We start from the raw sequence: 17,940 nt of genomic DNA on the forward strand, positions 1-17,940 counted from the left end.
CCCGGGTGCCGGTGGCGGCGGTGGCGCCGCGGGTGGTTTCCGCGGTCGTCCCGGTGGCGGCGGTGGCCGTCCGGGTGCCGGTGGCCGCGGTGGCGCGGCCGGTGCCTTCGGTCGTCCCGGTGGCGCTCCGCGTCGTGGTCGCAAGTCGAAGCGGGCGAAGCGCGCGGAGTACGAGTCGATGCAGGCGCCCGCCGTCGGCGGCGTGCGGCTGCCGCGCGGCAACGGCGAGGTCATCCGCCTCGCCCGTGGCGCGTCCCTCTCGGACTTCGCGGAGAAGATCAACGCCAACCCGGCCTCGCTGGTACAGGCGCTGTTCAACCTCGGTGAGATGGTCACCGCCACCCAGTCGGTGAGCGAGGAGACCCTCGAGCTGTTGGGCGCGGAGATGAACTACGTGGTGCACGTGGTCTCGCCCGAGGACGAGGACCGCGAGCTGCTGGAGAGCTTCGACCTCACCTACGGCGAGGACGAGGGCGGCGAGGAGGACCTGCAGGTCCGTCCGCCGGTGGTGACCGTCATGGGTCACGTCGACCACGGTAAGACCCGACTGCTGGACACCATCCGCAAGGCCAACGTCCGCGAGGGCGAGGCCGGCGGCATCACCCAGCACATCGGCGCCTACCAGGTGCTCTCGCACGTCAACAATGCCGACCGGCTCATCACCTTCATCGACACCCCGGGTCACGAGGCGTTCACCGCCATGCGTGCCCGCGGTGCGAAGGCGACCGATATCGCGATCCTGGTGGTCGCCGCCGACGACGGCGTCATGCCGCAGACGGTGGAGGCCATCAACCACGCGCAGGCCGCCGACGTGCCGATCGTGGTGGCGGTCAACAAGATCGACAAGGAAGGCGCGAATCCGCAGAAGATTCGCCAGCAGCTGACCGAGTACGGTCTGGTGGCCGAGGAGTACGGCGGCGAGACCATGTTCGTCGACATCTCCGCCAAGCAGGGCGTCAATATCGAGTCGCTGCTGGAGGCCGTCGTGCTCACCGCGGACGCGGCGCTGGACCTGCGGGCGAACCCGGATATGGACGCCCAGGGTGTGGCCATCGAAGCGCACCTCGACCGCGGTCGCGGTCCGGTCGCCACGGTGCTGGTGCAGCGCGGCACGCTGCGTGTCGGTGACTCCATCGTCGCCGGTGACGCCTACGGTCGCGTGCGCCGCATGGTGGACGAGCACGGCGAGGACGTCACCGAGGCGCTGCCGTCGCGTCCGGTCCAGGTCATCGGCTTCACGTCGGTGCCCGGCGCGGGTGACAACCTGCTCGTCGTCGAGGAAGACCGCATCGCGCGCCAGATCGCGGACCGGCGCAACGCGCGCAAGCGCAATGCCCTGGCCGCGCGCAGCCGCAAGCGCATCTCCCTGGAAGATCTGGATGCCGCTCTGAAGGAGACCTCGGAGCTGAACCTGATCCTCAAGGGCGACAACTCCGGTACCGTCGAGGCCCTCGAGGAGGCGCTGCTCGGTATCGACGTCGGCGACGAGGTGCGGCTGCGGGTCATCGACCGCGGTGTCGGTGGTGTCACCGAGACCAACGTCAACCTGGCCTCGGCCTCGGACGCGATCATCATCGCGTTCAACGTGCGTGCCGACGGCAAGGCGACCGCGCTGGCCAACCGCGAAGGTGTGGACGTCCGGTACTACTCGGTCATCTACCAGGCCATCGACGAGATCGAGAAGGCCCTCAAGGGCATGCTCAAGCCGATCTACGAAGAGGTCGAGCTGGGTCGGGCGGAGATCCGCCAGATCTTCCGCTCCTCCAAGTTCGGCAATATCGCCGGTTGCATGGTGCTGTCGGGTTCGGTCAAGCGCAATGCCAAGGCTCGCCTGCTCCGCGACAATGTCGTGGTCGCCGAGACCATGACCATTGCCTCGCTGCGACGCGAGAAGGAAGACGCCGTGGAGGTCCGCGAGGGCTTCGAATGCGGTATGACCGTCACCTTCAACGACATCAAGGAAGGCGACATCATCGAGGCCTACGAGCTGCGGGAGAAGCCGCGCGACTAGGCGAGTGACAACACCGTCCCGCCGGACCCTGGAGGTCCGGCGGGACGGTGCTCCCGCCGCGATGAGCGACGGGTTCTGATATCCCTGTCCGGGTAACTCACGCGCATTTCCCGGGGCGCGTTCATATGACTGAAAAGCTGTTTTTCGGAGCGCTCGAATTCGATATCTTGCTCGGTGACGTGCGGTCGCTGAAGGAGAAACGTTCCGTCATCCGTCCGATCATCGCCGATCTGAAACGCTTCGGCGTGAGTGTCGCCGAGGGCGGGGAACACGATCTGTACCGGCGTTCGCTGCTCGGCGTGGCGATTGCCGGCTACGGCATGAATCATCTGACCGAAGTGTTGGACAAGTGTGAACGGCACGTCGCGTACCGGCCGGAGTTAGAGTTGCTGTCGGTACGCCGCCGCGTCTTCGGACCCGAAGACTGAAAGACCGAGTTAGGAGGGACGTCCCATGGTTGACCAGGCCAGGGCACGCCGACTCGCGAAGCGGATCTCCACGATCGTGGCTTCTGCCATCGAATACGAGATCAAGGATCCGCGGCTGCGTTTCGTGACCGTTACCGATACCAAGGTGACCGGCGATCTACGCGAGGCCACCGTCTACTACACGGTGATGGGGGAAACCCTGGACACCGAACCGGATTACGCGGAAGCCGCGGCCGGACTGGAGAAGGCCAAGGGCATTCTGCGTTCGAAGGTGGGCGCGGGTACCGGGGTGAAGTTCACCCCCATCCTGTCCTTCGCTCTCGACACCGTGCCGAACGCGGCGCGCGAGATGGAGGAGCTGCTCGCCCGCGCCCGGGCCGCCGACGCCCAGGTGGCGCAGGTGGCGGCGGGAGCCAAGCCCGCGGGCGACGCTGATCCGTACAAGTCCGACCGTGACGACGATGCCGAGGACTGAGGCGGGTGACGGCGCGGGCCGGTGGGTACTACCCCGGTAGTGAGTATTACCGACCGGTCCGCTATCGGGCGGGAATGGAGCCGTCGTGAGTGAGGCCGTGGATGCCGATAACAGCACCGCCGCGAGCGCCGATCCCTCCCCTGTGATGAGCGAATCGGGTGTCGCACCCGTGGTGGCCGGGATCGGCACCGAAGAACCGAGCGGTCCGGTCGACCTGGCCGCCGCCGTCGATGTGCTGGACACCGCCCGATCGGTCACGGTGCTCTGCCACGTCCAGCCCGATGCCGACACCATCGGCAGCGGGCTGGCGCTGGCGCAGGTACTGCACCGGCGCGGGGTGCCGGTGTGGGTGTCCTTCGCGGAACCGGCCGAGGTGCCGATCTCCATGCGCTCGCTGCCCGGTATCGAACTCCTGGTGCCGCCGGACCGGGTGCCAGCCGAGGTCGACGTCCTGGTGGCCGTGGACTGCGGCAGCGTGGGCCGCCTCGGCGCGCTGGGCGACCGCCTCGCCGCCGCCCGGGTGAGCCTGGTGCTCGATCACCACCGCTCCAACACCCGCTTCGGCACCGTCAACGTCATCGACGAATCCGCCGAGTCCACAGCGGGTTTGGTGGCCCGCGTCCTGGATGCCTGGGGCGAGCCGATCGACCGCCCGGTCGCGCACTGCCTCTTCGCGGGGCTGGTCACCGATACCGGTTCCTTCAAATGGCCGCGCCCCGGTTCGCACACTCTCGCCGAACGCCTGCTGGCCACCGGCATCGACGGTCCGGCCATCACCCGCACCCTGATGGACACCCACCCCTTCGCCTGGCTGCCCATGCTCGCCAAGGTCCTCGGCTCCGCCCGCCTGGAGCCCGCGGCGGCCGACGGCGCGGGCCTGGTCTACGCCTTCGTCCGGCGTGACGACATCGCGGGCGTCCGCTCCGAGGAGGTGGAGAGCGTCGTCGATATCGTCCGCACCACCGCCGAGGCCGACGTCGCCGCCGTATTCAAGGAATCCCGCACCACCCCCGACCTCTGGACGGTCTCGCTGCGCTCGCACGCCCGTCCCGACGGCACCCCGGGCGTGGACGTCGCCCGCATCGCCACCGCCCTCGGCGGCGGCGGTCACCGCTACGCGGCGGGTTACACCACCTCCGGCGCGCCGGAGCAACTCGTGGTCACCCTGCTCGCCGAACTCGGCTGACGCGCAGGACGATTCACGCCGTCGTGCCCGCCCGGCTGCGATAGCCGGTCGGCCGACGTGACGACTGTCACGATCGGTCTAACTCGGCGGTTCCGTGCGGCCATCCCGACCGAGGGCAGCGGCGTGATCGTGGGGACCGAGCGGCCGGCAGCCGCATCCGGCACCGCTGTCGGGCAGCGCACCGCGCCATGTTGTGACCCGATGGTTCTTGACAGTGGCCGTTGTAAGGCGGACCCTGAAATAGTTACTAAAGCTAAGTTAATTGTGACATGTCCTGTCCGCCACGTGCGGATGTCCTTGATGCGGCAATTGTGCAGGAGGTTTGGTCATGCTCGACGACGCACGCACCACACGGCGTGAACGGCGGATCGCGGACGCACTGGCCGATCACCAGGTGCGCGAGGCGGTGGCGGACGCTGTCGTGAGCGAATCGGTGCGCCGGGACGGCGCGCGACTCGCGGAGATCGTCGACGTGGTGATGACGGGGTACGGGGAGCGGGCGGCCCTGGCGTGGCGGCGGTCGGAGATCGTCGACGGGGCGGTGCGGCTGCTGCCCGATTTCTCGACCATGACCTATCGCGAACTGTGGCGACGGGCCGGTGCGCTCGCCGCCGAGTGGGACTCCGACGCCGAATCCCCGGTGCGTGCGGGCGATTTCGTATGCACGCTGGGATTCACCAGCCCCGATTACGCGGCGGTGGATCTGGCCTGCGTGCGACTGGCGGCGGTGGCGGTGCCGCTACAGGCCGGTGCGTCGGCGGCGCAATGGCGTTCCATCATGGCCGAGACCGAGCCCCGGATGCTGGCGGTCAGCGCCGAAACGCTGTCGGCGGCCGTGGATGCCGTATCGGGCGGCTTCGTGCCGCGCCGGGTGCTGGTCTTCGACTACCGGCCCGAACTCGAGGGGCAGCGGGCGGCGGTCGACTCGGCACGGGAGCGGTTGGCCGAGGTGGGCTGCACGGTCACCACGGTCGCCGATGCCGTCGAGCGCGGGGCGGATCTGCCCGCGCCACCGCGCATTCCATCCGACGCCGACCGGCTGGCCCTGCTCATCTACACCTCCGGCAGCACCGGCGCCCCCAAGGGCGCCATGTACACCGACCGGCTCGTGGCCAGTATGTGGTCGTCGGCGAACGCCATTCGGGTGCCGGCGCTCACCGTGAACTACATGCCGCTCAGCCATGTGGCGGGCCGGATGACCCTCTACGGCACGCTGGTGCGCGGCGGTACGGCGCATTTCGCCGCCGCCAGCGATATGTCCACCTTGTTCGACGATATCGCCCTCGCACGGCCGACCGAACTGGTGTTCGTGCCCCGGGTGTGTGAGATGCTGTTCCAGCGCTATCAGGGCGAACTGGATCGGCGGGTGCTCGCGGGAGACGATCCCGAGACCGCCGCCGCGGCAGTGCGAACCGAACTGCGGGAACGGGTGCTGGGCGGCCGCTACCTCACCGCGCTGTCGGCGAGCGCCCCGCTGGCCGCCGAGATGAAGACCTTCATGGAGGCGCTGCTCGAGGACGAGTTGCACGACGGCTACGGTTCCACCGAGGCCGGTGGCGGGGTTCTCATGGACAACCGCATCAAGCGGCCCCCGGTGCTCGACTACCGCCTCGCCGACGTCCCCGAACTGGGCTACTTCCGCACGGACAAGCCGTATCCGCGCGGGGAACTGCTGCTCAAGACCGAGACCATGTTCCCCGGCTACTACAAGCGCCCGGAGATCACCGTCGAGATGTTCGACGCGGACGGCTTCTACCGCACCGGTGACGTGGTGGCCGAACTCGGGCCGGATCACCTGGTGTACGTGGACCGCCGCAACAATGTGCTGAAACTGTCGCAGGGCGAGTTCGTCACCGTGGCCGCCCTGGAAGCCGTGTACGCGACGAGTCCGCTGATCCGGCAGATCTTCGTGTACGGCTCGAGTGAACGCGCGTACCTGCTGGCCGTGGTGGTGCCGACGGATGAGGTGCTGGCGCTGCCGCCCGACCGGGCGCGCGCGGCGGTGGGGGAGTCGCTGCAACGCATCGCGAAGGAATCCGGCTTGCAGCCCTACGAGATCCCGCGCGAGGTCCTCCTCGAATCCGAGCCGTTCACCCTGGACAACGGTCTGTTGTCGGGTATCGGGAAACTGTTGCGGCCCAAGCTCAAAGAGCGTTACGGCGAGCGGCTGGAGCGGCTGTACGCCGAACTGGCGCGGCAGCGCGAGGACGAGCTGACGATGCTGCGGCGCGGCGCGCACGACCGCCCGGTTCTGGAGACCGTGACCCGCGCGGCCGGTGCCGTGCTCGATCTGGCCGCCGGGGAGGTGCGGCCCGATGCCCACTTCGCCGATCTGGGCGGCGATTCCCTGTCCGCGCTGTCGTTCTCGACCCTGCTGCGGGACATCTTCGGGGTGGAGGTGCCGGTCGGAGTCATCGTCGGACCGGCCACCGATCTGGCCCGGATCGCCGAATACCTGGTCGCCGAACGCGATTCCGGCACCCGGCCGACCGCCGCCACGGTGCACGGCGACGACGGCCTGCTGCGCGCCGACGATCTCACCCTGGAGGCATTCCTCGACTCCGCCACCCTCACGGCGGCCGCACGGCTGTCGGCCCCGACGGACCCGCCGCGCACGGTGCTGCTGACCGGTGCCAACGGCTACCTGGGCCGCTTCCTCGCACTCGAATGGCTACAGCGCCTGGATGATTCGGGCGGCACGCTGATCTGCCTGGTCCGCGGCCGCGATGCCGACGCCGCCCGCCGCCGTCTCGACTCGGTCTTCGCCACTGGCGATCCGGAGCTGGAAGCCCGCTACCGCGACCTCGCCGGACGGCGGCTGCGGGTGCTGGCGGGCGATATCGGCGAACCGAATCTCGGTCTGAGCGAACAGGACTGGCGCGACCTCGCCGACACCGTGGACACGATCGTGCATCCGGCCGCCCTGGTCAACCACGTGCTGCCCTACGACCAGCTGTTCGGCCCCAATGTGGTCGGCACCGCCGAGGTGATCCGCCTGGCCCTCACCTCCCGCCTGAAGCCGGTCACCTACCTGTCCACCGTGGCGGTATCCGCCGGCATCGATCCGGAGACCTTCACCGAGGACGGCGACATCCGCGAGATCAGCCCGGTGCGCCGCCTCGACGACGGCTACGCCAACGGCTACGGCAACAGCAAATGGGCCGGTGAGGTCCTGCTCCGCGCCGCTCACGACCGTTTCGGCCTCCCCGTGGCGGTCTTCCGCTCCGACATGATCCTGGCCCACAGCCACTACGCCGGGCAGCTCAACGTGCCCGACATGTTCACCCGCCTGCTGCTGAGCGTCCTGGCCACCGGCCTCGCGCCCGGCTCCTTCCACGACGCGCACGGCCGCCGCCACCGCGCCCACTACGACGGCCTCCCAGCCGATTTCACGGCCGCCGCCGTCACCGCCCTCGGCGCCGCGCCCACGAGCGGCTTCGACACCTACGACGTCCTCAACCCGCACGACGACGGCATTTCCCTCGACACCTTCGTCGACTGGCTCATCGAAGCGGGCCACCCCATAGACCGCATCGACGACTACGCCGACTGGTTCACCCGCTTCGACACGGCCCTGCGCGCCCTACCCGACCAGCAACGCCAACACTCCCTGCTACCCCTCCTGCACGCCTACCGCCGCCCCAGCCCACCACTGCCCGGAGCCGCCCTCCCCGCCAAGCACTTTCGCGCCGCCGTCCAGCAGGCGAAACTCGGCCCGGACAGCGACATCCCGCACCTGAGGCGGGAGTTGATCGAGAAGTACGTCAGCGACCTGCGGCTCTTGGGGCTGCTCTAGAACCGCGGGCCCTTCGGTGGCTGGCTGCGAGCGCCCATCGCCCTATGGATGAGCGCTCGCGCCTCGTCGCCGGTTACCGATTTCCGCACCAGGATGTCGAATGTGCGGTGGTACACCCTGATCTCGCTCGGCTGGGTGATGGTCAGTTCGGCAGCGATCGTCTCGACCGTCACGCGCCGCTCGTCGAACATGACGAAGTTCGTCAACTGCATCGGCAACTCCGCGCCTATCGGGACGATCCCGAAGCTGACCCGCGGTAGCACCGTTGTCGCGAGCAGCCGGTCCAGCTGGCCGAGCATGACGGAGTCTCCGCCCACTGCGTTGTACAAAGCCAACTCGCCCATCAGGATATGGAACTTTCGCATGCCCTGATACAGGATCTGTTGCCGTTCCATCCGCTTGGAGACGCCTTCGTCGATATCGTCCGGGATGTTGTGGAACTTGATCGATCTTCGCAGCACCGCGTAGGCGTACTCGGTTGTCTGTAGAAGTCCGGGAACCAGCGAGGGCTGATACATCCGCAGGTTTGCGGATTGCCGCATCATGCGCGAAATCTCATGTTGTTTCCGCTTCGTACCACCGCTGAGGGCCCGCCGCCATTCACGGTAGGCGGCGTCGATGTTCCGAAGGGTGGCGATCAGGTCGGGAACTTCGCCCTCGGTGCCCGTCAGGGCGCACCACGTCCTGATGTCCGCTTCCGACGGCTTCGTCTTTCCGTATTCGATTTTCGGAACCCTGGTCTGATGCCAGCCTGCGCGCCGAGCGAGTTCGCTCCCACTGAGTCCTGCGGACAGGCGAAGCCCTCGCAGTCGTTCCCCGAGGGCAACGCGCGCTTGCTGCACTGGATCGGTCACGTGATCGGTTCCACCGCGTTACCGGCCGCGTACTCGTGGAACGGAATGGCTAGCCGCCAGAGCCGTTCTTTCACGCCCCGACAGTATGCGGCAATACCCGCGTCGGTGGTTATCGCCGCACCAGCAGGTCTCCCGTCCTCGTCTACGAGGTTGAAACCGACCTTTTCGTCATCGAACAACCACCAGTCGTCGGTAGGGACTTCCCCGGCCGACTGGCGGGGTAGATAGCGAATATCTTCGCCAGCCGCCACGTTGCTGGCCGTTACGGACAGCAACCAGCGCTGATAGTCGCTGTGCGGCACGGTAACCACGCGGACTCGGGTAACACGCGCTCCACGGCTCACGGTCTGTCGCACCAATTCCGTCCAGGGACGCTCGCTGTATTCCGGTAGTGGTGGTTCACCGTTCAGGAACCGGCGCAGCGGTTCTGACTCACCGGAGACGGAGTAGGTATCTCTGACCTCGAGATGGAATGCTTCCCTCTGAGTTTCCCGAAAGAGTTCGGGCCACGGGCTAGGCTGCCGCAGTAACACCGAAATATGTCCTCTCCGCCTTCGGTACTTCGATGGCGGCCTCGTGGGGCTGCATGCTCATCTGATCCAACGTCGCACGATCGGTGATCGGTCGACCGGACAGCAGGAAGGTTCCCCTGCCCGTGTCGCTCATGGTCGCACCGATGAAGGTATCCGGCTCGGTGAATCCGAGCAGCAGGTGGGGGATTTCGACCGTTTCCGGGGTCTGAGTCCTCCAGCCCACCACCACGTACGTGCCCGAGTCCGCCGCGAACAGCGACGGGCACTCGCCATCGGCTGAACCGCCCTTGCCGAGGAATGTCAACCACATGATGAGCCTCCCGTGCAGGTTAGGCGCAACTATGCTTGCGCGCGTCCATCATCGCGCCACTCACTTCGCTCTGACTAGGATTCGACGCAATTTCAGCATAGTTCGGCATAGATGTCGCGCTCGGCGGTCAGGAGTTCCTAGCGTGAAGTCCGAGCGCTCGAGGGCGGTGCGGTAATCCCGCCCCCGAGCGTCGACCAACCACCGGACAAGGGGAGCGGGATGGCGAGGCGGACCTGGCTCGGCGAGTTCCCCGGCGGCGTACTCGAACTCAACGCCTACGACGATGACCCCGCCGATGGGCATCCGGGCGTGTATCTGGAGATGCACGGCGCCGTCGACGATGCACTGCGAGGAGACGAGATGCGTTACAGGCCAACGGCAGTCGGGTACCTGCGCACCGACATCTCCGGCGCGGCGCGGCTCCAGGACGAGGCCCTGATCCGAAAGCTGGCCGCCCGACTCGGCTACGACTTCGCCGACATGATCGTCTACGACCCGAAATTCGGTCGTCCACCACTGGCCCGGCTGAAGGCCCAGGTCGGCCGGCTCGGCGCGCGAGCTGTCATTGCGCCCGGTCTCGAGCATTTCGAGGGCGGGCAGATACCCGGATCGCTGACCGAACTGGTGGACGTCGTCACCGTGTCGCCGGAGGCGACCTTCGAGCATCGAGCAGTACTACCATTACCAAACCTGCCACCCCGCAAGGCAAATGGAGCCTAATGGCATCCTCGCCCCGTGTGCCGAGCTGGATAGCCGTCATGGTCGTATTCGCCTCGACTTTTTCGTTCCGATAACCGGCTCGGAAATCTGCGCGTAGGCGGCAGCGGAGATTCGGGTAATCTCCGGCTTTGCTCAGCTTGTCTTTCGATGCCGGGGACGTGCCCTGACGAAGGGCGATGAATCCGGCATATCGGGTCTGAATATCCGCAGTTCGGATAGCCTGTTCGCTTCTGCCGCAACCGATTTCGCGATAGAATAGACGCATGAATCCGGGGGAGGGAATCCACGACACCAGCGGTCTCGCCGCTGTGCGCGCGGGCTTGACCGCGTTGCAGACCGTGGACCTCACCGGCCTCACCGATAGCGAGTTCGAGGGGTTGCTGGCCGAATTCGAAACCTGCCGCCGCATAATCGAATCCGTCTCCCATCGCCTGCTCGTCGAGACCGGGGACCGGGACCTGCCCCGCATGATCGGACGGCGGGGCCTGCACCAGTACTTGGTGGAAACCCTGCGCCTGTCACGGTTCGAGGCCGCCTCCCGCATCGACGCGGCCGAGGCGTTGGGGGTATTCCGCGAACCCAGCGGCGCGGTACGCGAACCCGCCCTGCCCGCCACCGCGACCGCGCAGTCCGAGGGCGCGATCTCGGCCACCCACGCCCGCGCGGTCATGCGGGTGATGAACCGGCTCCCCGACGCCGTCGACACCACCACCCGCGCGGTCGCCGAACACCACCTCGCCGACGCCCGGATGTTGGCTCCCGAACAGGTCACCCACGTCGGAGACCGACTGCTGGGATACCTCGACCCCGACGGCACCCTCACCACCGATCGTGACCGCGCCCGCCTGCGCGGGCTCACCCTGTCCCCGCAACGCATCGACGGCATGTCCGAGATCATCGGCTGCGTCGACCCCGAACTGCGGGCACTGCTCGACACCGTCCTGGCCAAGTGGGCACGCCCGGGCATGTGCATGCCCGACGACCCCGACAGCCCCCACCCCGACAGCCCTCACCCCGACGGACACGACTCCGACCGACACGACTCCGACGGGCACCACCCCGACCGACACGACTCCGGCGGGCGCGACCCTGCCGGGGACACCCCCGACGGGCATGTCCCCGGCACCGCCCACTCCTCCGGACGCGGCCCCCGATCGACATCGACCCGGCCCGCCGCCCGCAGGTCAACCACCTGCACCACCCCGAACACATCCTGGCCGAAAGCATGAAACGCTACCGCGCCAAACTCACCCACCTGCGCAACTAACCCATCCGCACCGAGACCGCGCGAGCCCGCTCACGGTGTCGGCACCGAGACAGCTGTTTCATCCCAATAGCTGGCGTCACGCCCGTAGTTGGGTGTGGTAGGCGCGATCTCACGCAGCACCATCGGCGAGCAGTTCGCGCCAGGGTGCGACCTTGACGTAGAGCACCCGCATGGAGTCGAGGACTCCGTGGTGCAGCGCGGGTCCGTCGGTGGAGACGACGTCTTCGGCGACCGCCACCTCGTAGTTGCGCTCCAGTGCCGCGCGTACGGTCGCTTCGACGCAGACGTTCGTCTGCAATCCCGCGACGAGGAGGCGTCGCACCCCGAGGTTTCCGAGAATCGGGTCCAGTTCGGTGTAGACGAAGAAGCTGTTCCGGGTCTTCTCGAGTACCAGATCGCCCGGCAGCGACGGCCGCTTCGAACCCTGGCTCATCGGCAACTCGTGATGTCAGGAGCGGATGTCCGCTCCGTTCGAACGTAGAGTGAGCGCGTGGAGTCGGACAGCCAACTGGAGAACTTACGGTCGGTCCTCTCATGCGTATTCGAAAAGCTCGGCGCCGAAAGCCTCACCGAGCCCGACCGGATCGAATTGGTGGCGCGCGCCGAGGTCATGCAGGACCGGATCGACGCGATACAGGACGCCGTCGGCGACGAGGAGCACGCACCCACCCGGACCACGCCGGTGCCGGAGCCCGCGGGCGATCGGTTGTTCTGATGCGGCGCTGAACCGCGTCTCGGATCCACGGTCGAATGTCCGCTTCGTGGCTTGTGCTACCGTCCTGGACGCTCCGGCCGATCAGGCTGAACCGTATGTGTCCTGCCGGTGTCGAGCGCGGGCCACGAGGCTGGAGATGCCGAACGACCTGGATGGGGGAAACACCGATGGGGTATCCGACGAGCACACCGGCCACGTACGACGATCTGAAGCCGAAGTGGCGCGAGCGGTTCGCGTTCTTCGATGCCAACGGGCATCCCGGAGCGCCGGAATACCGGCAGGCGATGCGTGGTCTGTCGTTCGGCAAGCAGATGCGCGTGGGATCGAATGTCGTCGCCTTCTTCTTCGGGCCGATCTACTTTTTCGTTCTCGGGCTGTGGAAGAAGAACCTTTCGCTGCTCGGAATCTGGCTCGGCGTCGTCGTCGCGCTCGTCGGACTGGAAGCGATCACGGGGGTGACGGTGTCCGATCTGGTGGCCCGGGCCGTCGGTTTCGGTATGGCCGCGCTGTACATGTCGACCGCGAATTACGCCTACTACCTCCACCGCACGCGAGGAATCCAGGGCTGGAATCCCTTCGAGGGCACGGGGAAGCGCGCGCCTGTCCGGTGATCGCGCCGGGGCGCCGCACCCGGACACGTTCCGGCTGGTGCCCGGGGCAGCCCGCCAACCGACGGCTTCGCGCCCGGCCTGTTGGCTCGCCGCTACCGGTGACCAGAGCGTGTCGGCGGAGTGTGCGATCGTGATCGAATGCGCGAGGGTGATGGTGAAGTGGTCGAGGCCGGGGAGTCGGAGGTGGCGGCGCGGGGTGACGCGGCCACGGTGACCTCCCCGCATCCCGGCCGGGGCGCGGATGCGGCTGACGCGGGCCCGCGCCGGATTCTCCGGATTGCCGTGCCCACGCTCGGCGTGCTGGTGGCCGAACCGCTCTACCTGCTGTTCGATATGGCCGTCGTGGGTCGGCTCGGGGCGTTGGCGCTGGCCGGGCTGGCGGTCGGGGGATTGATTCTGGTGCAGGTGTCGGCGCAGTTGACGTTCTTGAGTTACGGCACCACGGCGCGGGCGGCGCGGCGGCACGGGGCCGGGGATGAGCGCGGGGCCGTGGGGGAGGGGGTGCAGGCGAGTTGGATAGCGGTCGGGGTGGGGCTGGCGATCGTCGTTGTCGTGCAGGCGTTGGCGGGGCCGGTGACCCGGGCCATCGCGGGTGGTTCCGAGATCGCCGACGAGGCGCTGCCGTGGTTGCGCATCGCCCTGTTCGGGGTGCCGCTGATTCTGCTGTCGATGGCCGGGAACGGGTGGATGCGCGGCGTGCAGCAGACGCGGCGTCCGCTGCTGTATGTGGTTGCGGGACTGGCGCTGTCGGCCGTGGTGTGCCCGGTGCTGGTGCACGGGCTGCTGGGCGCGCCGCGCCTGGAGCTGGCGGGTTCGGCCGTCGCCAATCTCATCGGGCAGTGTGTGACCGGCGGGCTGTTCGTGCGTGCGCTGTTCCGCGCCCGGGTGCCGCTGGCTCCGCGACCCGACATCATGAAGGCGCAACTGGTGCTGGGCCGCGACCTCATTGCCCGCAGCCTGGCCTTCCAAGCCTGTTTCGTTTCCGCGGCGGCGGTGGCGGCCCGCTTCGGCGCTGCCTCGGTGGCCGCCCACCAACTGGTCCTGCAACTGTGGAATTTCCTGGCCCTGACCCTGGACTCGCTGGCCATCGCGGCGCAGACGCTGGTGGGTGCGGCGCTGGGCGCGAACGACGTCCGGGGCGCACAGGGACTCGCGCGCCGGATCACCGGCTGGTCCACGATCTTCGCGGTGGCGCTGGCGGTGGTTTTCGCCTTGGGGCACATCGTGATTCCGCTGCTGTTCACCGACGACGCCGGAGTGCTGGACCGCACCCACGTGGTGTGGTGGTTCTTCGTCGCCATCATCCCCATCGCGGGCGTCGTCTTCGCGTTGGACGGTGTGCTGCTCGGCGCGGGTGACGCCGCCTTCCTGCGCAATGCCACCCTCGGTTCGGCCCTGCTCGGGTTCCTGCCGGTCATCTGGCTCTCGCTCGCCTACGACTGGGGGATCGCCGGAATCTGGTGGGGCCTGGTCGCTTTCATGGTGCTGCGCCTGATCGCGGTGTCGTGGCGGACGCTGTCGGGACAATGGGCGCGCACGGGCGCGGAGCTGCCGCGCCGCCTCGCCTAATCCCGCTGTTCCAGGTTGGCGGCCACCTCGGCCTGCCAGGCCCGGTTGGCGTGCGCGGTGTCGACCTCGAATTCGAAGCGCTGCGTCATCTCCGGCGTCACATCGGCGACATCCACGTAGAACTGCTCGTACCAGCGGCGGTGCTGGTACACCGGCCCGTCCTCCTGGGTGAGCAGCGGATTGTCGATGCGGGTCTTGTGCTTCCAGATCTCCACGTCCTGGAGGAAGCCGACGCCGAAGCTCTTGGCGAACGCCTTGGCCAGCTTGTCGGCCTTCTCCGGCGGCAGTCCGGGTATCCGCTGCACGCTCACCCCGTACTGGAGGATGAACGAGTCCTGGGTCACCGGGTAGTGGCAGTTGATCAGCACGGCCTCGACGGTGTAGTCCTCGAAGTCGTTGTGCAGGTAGTTGATCATGTACGAGGGCCCGTAATACGAAGCCTCCGAACGCAATAGCGCCATCTGTGAATAATTCGACCCGGTGGCCGTATCGGGCCGACCCTTGGATCGCAGATACTGCGTCGCCACATGTCCTTCGAAGACGTTCTTGAAGTACACCGGATACGCGAAGTGGATATAGAAGAAGTGCGCCATATCCACGTTGTTGTCCACGATTTCGCGGCAGTGCGAGCCCTCGATGAGCATGGAGTTCCAGCTCCAGTCGCTCCACAGGTCGGTCTCGATGCCCTCGATGTGCGGAATGGCGACCTCGGGCGGCGGGGGATTGCCCTCCGGGTCGTTCCACACGAACAGCTGGCCGTTCTCCTCACAGGTGATCCACGACCGCGTGCGCGCCAGCGGCGGCACCCGGCGCGCGTAAGGGATTGCGGCACAGCGTCCGTCGCCGCGCCAGCGCCAGTCGTGGAACGGGCAGGCGATATCGTCGCCCTTGATGCTGCCGTAGGACAGGTCCGCGCCCATATGGCGGCAGTAGCCGTCCAGCACGTGCAGTTCGTCGTGGCTGTCGGCCCACACGACGAGCTTTCCGCCGAAGGCCTGGATTGCGTGGGGTTGCCCGTCGCGGAAGGTCTCCGCCAGTCCGAGGCAGTGCCATCCGCGCGCGTAGCGGGTCATCGGCTGCCCCACATCGATGGACCGATAGGTCTGGCTTCGAGTGTGCGCCATGTGCCGAGGTTAAGCGCCTCGGCCCAAAATTGCAACCTGTTCTAGTTTTGTGGTGCCGCTCAGGGGCGGTGCCGACGCACCACCACCCGCGCCGGACGCACCGACCGCTCCGCCACCAGCAGTCCCGGCTGCACCACCGCGTCGACCGTGCGGTCGGCCTCCGGATCGTCGGTGGCGGTCACCTCGGCGGCCTCCATGGTCAGCGCATCGAAGGCGGCCCCGGGTGCCGGCTCCACGAGCCGCCCACCGCGCCCGGTGAGCAGGCGCTCCACCCGCCCCGCGAAGGTCTCGAACGCGGCGCGCTCGGTATCGGATCCCGCCGTGTCCGCGAGCGTCCGGGCGTCGCCGTAGAGCGAGAACAGCTCCACCACCAGCGGCAGATCCGCCCCGGCGCGCTCCCGCTGCGCCCGGGCCTTGGCCTCGTCGACCAATCGCTCGATGGTGCCCGCCTGCCGGGCGATCACCCGGGCGAGATCGTCCACGCGCTCGAGCACCCGCTCGGCGAGATGGTCGGTCACCGGCGCGGACACCCGCGGAGCGGGTCCGGTCCCGGCCGTATCGTTGGTCTCGGATTGTCCGGCGGCTGCGGCGGATTCGGTCACCGGCAAACTGTATCGCCGCCGTCGGATTTCGGCTGCTACGATCGCCAGCCATGGGGGTCTTCGGCATAGACCTGGGCACGACGAATTCCGCTATCGCGCGCATCGACGCGGATGGTCGCCCAGAGGTTCTGGTTGGGTTGAACGGTGAACCGACGGTCCCCTCGGTGGTGCTGTTCGCCTCCGCGCACGACCACGTGGTCGGCGAGGGCGCGCGACGGCAGGCGCGACTGGATCCGGAGCACGTGTGCGCCCTGGTGAAGCGCCGGATGGGTGATGCGGACTGGCGGTTCATGGCGCACGGGCAGGCGTGGTCCGCGCCCGCGGTGTCCTCGCTCATCCTCGGGAGCCTCGCCGCCGACGCGGAGTTCGCGGGAGCGCAGCCGGTGCGGCGGGTGGTGATCACGGTGCCCGCGTACTTCGGTGACGAGGAGCGCCGCGCCACCATGCAGGCCGGTAGCTACGCCGGATTCGATGTGGCGGGCGTGCTCTCCGAACCCATCGCGGCCGCGCTGTCCTACGGTTTCGGGCGGCTCGACGGCAGCCTCGACATCGGCAAGGGCGACACCCGGGAAACGGTCCTCGTCTACGACCTCGGCGGCGGCACCTTCGACGCCACCGTCATCGAACTGGCCGACCGGCGCATCTCCGTCCTCGCCGTGGAGGGCGATCACCAACTGGGCGGCGCGGACTGGGACGAGCGCATCGCGCTGCACCTGTCGCAGCGGTTCTGCGCGGAGCATCCGGACGCCGAGGATCCGCTGGACGATTCGGCCGGATCGCAGATGCTGGTGCTCGCCGCCGAACGCGCCAAACATGAACTGAGCGAGGCCGAGAGCACCGAGGTGGTGATCGCCCACGACGGCGTTCGCGCGGTCGTCACACTCACCCGCGCCGAGATGGAGGCCATGACCGCCTCGCTCATGCGCCGCACCCTCGACCTCACCAAGGCGTGCCTGGCCGCCGCCGGACAGCGCGGCGTGCACGCGGTGGACCGGGTGCTGCTGGTCGGCGGTTCGTCCCGCATGCCCATGGTGGCGCGGGAATTGCGGCGCGAACTGGGCTTGGTGGGCGAACTTCGCGACCCGGACCTGTCGGTGGCGCGCGGCGCGGCCCTGTACGGCGAGAAGCTGGAGATGGAACGCCTGGTGGTCGCCGATCTGGTGACCCGCGGGCGGCTGCGCGACGGTGCGGAACTGCGCGAGGCGTCCCCGACCGACCTGGACCAGTCCATCGCCCGGGTGGCCGACTCCTTCGGCCAGCCGGTGGGCCTGGTGCGCCGCATGCTGGAGATCCGGGTGGACACCGTGGTGTCGCGCGGATTCGGGGTGCTGGCGCTGGACCCCTACAGCGGCCTGGCCGCCAGTTGGCTGGTGCACCGGAATCAGACCCTGCCCATCCGGGTGCGCCGCTCCTACGGCACCGTGCGCGCCGATCAGGATCAGATCGAACTCACCATCGTCGAGCAGCAGGGCCAAGCCGCCTCCACCCGGCCCGATGATGCGAAGGTCTTGGTGGCGGGCCATATTCGCAATATCCCGCCCGGCTATTCGGCGGGCAGCGAAGTGCAGGTCACCTTCGAGATGGGGTTCGACGGGGTACTGCACGTCACCGCCTATCACGTGGAGGCGCGCATGCCGCTGACCCTGTCGGTGCAGACCGGCGCGACCCTGTCGCAGGCGGATGTGGCGCGCGAACTGGACCAGTTGCAGCGCACCCGCCGCCGCTCCGCCTAGGCGAGA

Annotated in this window: 17 protein-coding genes; 11 read left to right on the forward strand and 6 right to left on the reverse strand. The window is 68.0% G+C overall.

The annotated features are described in order from the left end of the window. The 5 genes from infB to car all read left to right on the forward strand — a co-directional run. A partial coding sequence (infB, locus tag QMO76_RS25760; protein ID WP_306363911.1) for a translation initiation factor IF-2 occupies positions 1-2,011 on the forward strand: 2,011 nt, incomplete at its 5' end. Positions 2,012-2,148: 137 nt separating this feature from the next. After that, entirely contained in the window at positions 2,149-2,439 is a 291-nt protein-coding gene (locus tag QMO76_RS25765; protein ID WP_306364100.1) for a DUF503 domain-containing protein, read from the forward strand. A gap of 25 nt (positions 2,440-2,464) precedes the next feature. Further along, positions 2,465-2,914, forward strand: coding sequence for a 30S ribosome-binding factor RbfA (gene rbfA / locus QMO76_RS25770; RefSeq protein ID WP_306363912.1), 450 nt, complete (start codon positions 2,465-2,467; stop codon positions 2,912-2,914). Between the two features lie 145 nt (positions 2,915-3,059). Further along, complete coding sequence (locus QMO76_RS25775; protein WP_372342091.1) at positions 3,060-4,100, forward strand: bifunctional oligoribonuclease/PAP phosphatase NrnA; 1,041 nt, start codon at positions 3,060-3,062, stop codon at positions 4,098-4,100. Positions 4,101-4,428: 328 nt separating this feature from the next. Continuing rightward, positions 4,429-7,896, forward strand: a complete 3,468-nt coding sequence (gene car / locus QMO76_RS25780; protein ID WP_306363914.1) for a carboxylic acid reductase — start codon at positions 4,429-4,431, stop codon at positions 7,894-7,896. Here the strand turns inward: car and QMO76_RS25785 are convergent. Genes QMO76_RS25785 through QMO76_RS25795 form a run of 3 tightly spaced genes read right to left on the reverse strand, consistent with a single transcriptional unit; the run spans position 7,893 to position 9,593 of the window. After that, a complete protein-coding gene (locus tag QMO76_RS25785; protein WP_306363915.1) occupies positions 7,893-8,750 on the reverse strand; it encodes a helix-turn-helix transcriptional regulator in 858 nt (285 codons plus the stop codon). The genes car and QMO76_RS25785 overlap by 4 nt on opposite strands. Next, complete coding sequence (locus QMO76_RS35420; RefSeq protein WP_372342082.1) at positions 8,747-9,283, reverse strand: DUF6879 family protein; 537 nt, start codon at positions 9,281-9,283, stop codon at positions 8,747-8,749. The genes QMO76_RS25785 and QMO76_RS35420 overlap by 4 nt, the downstream gene beginning before the upstream one ends. Next, entirely contained in the window at positions 9,264-9,593 is a 330-nt protein-coding gene (locus QMO76_RS25795; RefSeq protein ID WP_306363917.1) for a hypothetical protein, read from the reverse strand. The genes QMO76_RS35420 and QMO76_RS25795 overlap by 20 nt, the downstream gene beginning before the upstream one ends. A 219-nt stretch (positions 9,594-9,812) precedes the next feature. On the opposite strand from QMO76_RS25795, the gene QMO76_RS25800 reads away from it, so the two are divergent. Beyond that, complete coding sequence (locus QMO76_RS25800) at positions 9,813-10,313, forward strand: hypothetical protein (protein ID WP_306363918.1); 501 nt, start codon at positions 9,813-9,815, stop codon at positions 10,311-10,313. A gap of 263 nt (positions 10,314-10,576) precedes the next feature. After that, entirely contained in the window at positions 10,577-11,542 is a 966-nt protein-coding gene (locus QMO76_RS25805) for a DUF222 domain-containing protein (RefSeq protein WP_306363919.1), read from the forward strand. Positions 11,543-11,689: 147 nt separating this feature from the next. Here the strand turns inward: QMO76_RS25805 and QMO76_RS25810 are convergent, their stop codons facing one another. Beyond that, positions 11,690-12,013: a cysteine hydrolase family protein gene (locus QMO76_RS25810; RefSeq protein WP_306363920.1), complete on the reverse strand. Its 324-nt coding sequence runs from the start codon at positions 12,011-12,013 to the stop codon at positions 11,690-11,692. A 57-nt stretch (positions 12,014-12,070) separates the two neighbouring features. Here QMO76_RS25810 and QMO76_RS25815 point away from each other — a divergent pair, with 57 nt between their 5' ends. The 3 genes from QMO76_RS25815 to QMO76_RS25825 all read left to right on the forward strand — a co-directional run bounded on the left by QMO76_RS25815 (position 12,071) and on the right by QMO76_RS25825 (position 14,475). Next, complete coding sequence (locus QMO76_RS25815; RefSeq protein WP_306363921.1) at positions 12,071-12,295, forward strand: hypothetical protein; 225 nt, start codon at positions 12,071-12,073, stop codon at positions 12,293-12,295. 167 nt (positions 12,296-12,462) lie between these two features. Continuing rightward, positions 12,463-12,906, forward strand: coding sequence for a DUF2628 domain-containing protein (locus QMO76_RS25820; protein ID WP_306363922.1), 444 nt, complete (start codon positions 12,463-12,465; stop codon positions 12,904-12,906). A gap of 138 nt (positions 12,907-13,044) precedes the next feature. Beyond that, positions 13,045-14,475 (forward strand): MATE family efflux transporter, encoded by a 1,431-nt coding sequence (locus tag QMO76_RS25825; RefSeq protein ID WP_306363923.1) that lies wholly within the window; start codon positions 13,045-13,047, stop codon positions 14,473-14,475. Here QMO76_RS25825 and QMO76_RS25830 read toward each other — a convergent pair. Both QMO76_RS25830 and grpE read right to left on the reverse strand, forming a co-directional pair. Next, entirely contained in the window at positions 14,472-15,599 is a 1,128-nt protein-coding gene (locus tag QMO76_RS25830; protein WP_306363924.1) for a Rieske 2Fe-2S domain-containing protein, read from the reverse strand. The two genes, QMO76_RS25825 and QMO76_RS25830, sit on opposite strands and share 4 nt — an antisense overlap. Before the next feature lie 59 nt (positions 15,600-15,658). Beyond that, entirely contained in the window at positions 15,659-16,201 is a 543-nt protein-coding gene (gene grpE, locus QMO76_RS25835; protein WP_306363925.1) for a nucleotide exchange factor GrpE, read from the reverse strand. Between the two features lie 50 nt (positions 16,202-16,251). Here grpE and QMO76_RS25840 point away from each other — a divergent pair, with 50 nt between their 5' ends. Beyond that, a complete protein-coding gene (locus QMO76_RS25840; protein WP_306363926.1) occupies positions 16,252-17,934 on the forward strand; it encodes an Hsp70 family protein in 1,683 nt (560 codons plus the stop codon). Positions 17,935-17,940: the final 6 nt, after the last annotated feature.

Source organism: Nocardia sp. CC227C, assembly GCF_030767025.1.
Taxonomy (GTDB): Bacteria; Actinomycetota; Actinomycetes; order Mycobacteriales; family Mycobacteriaceae; genus Nocardia.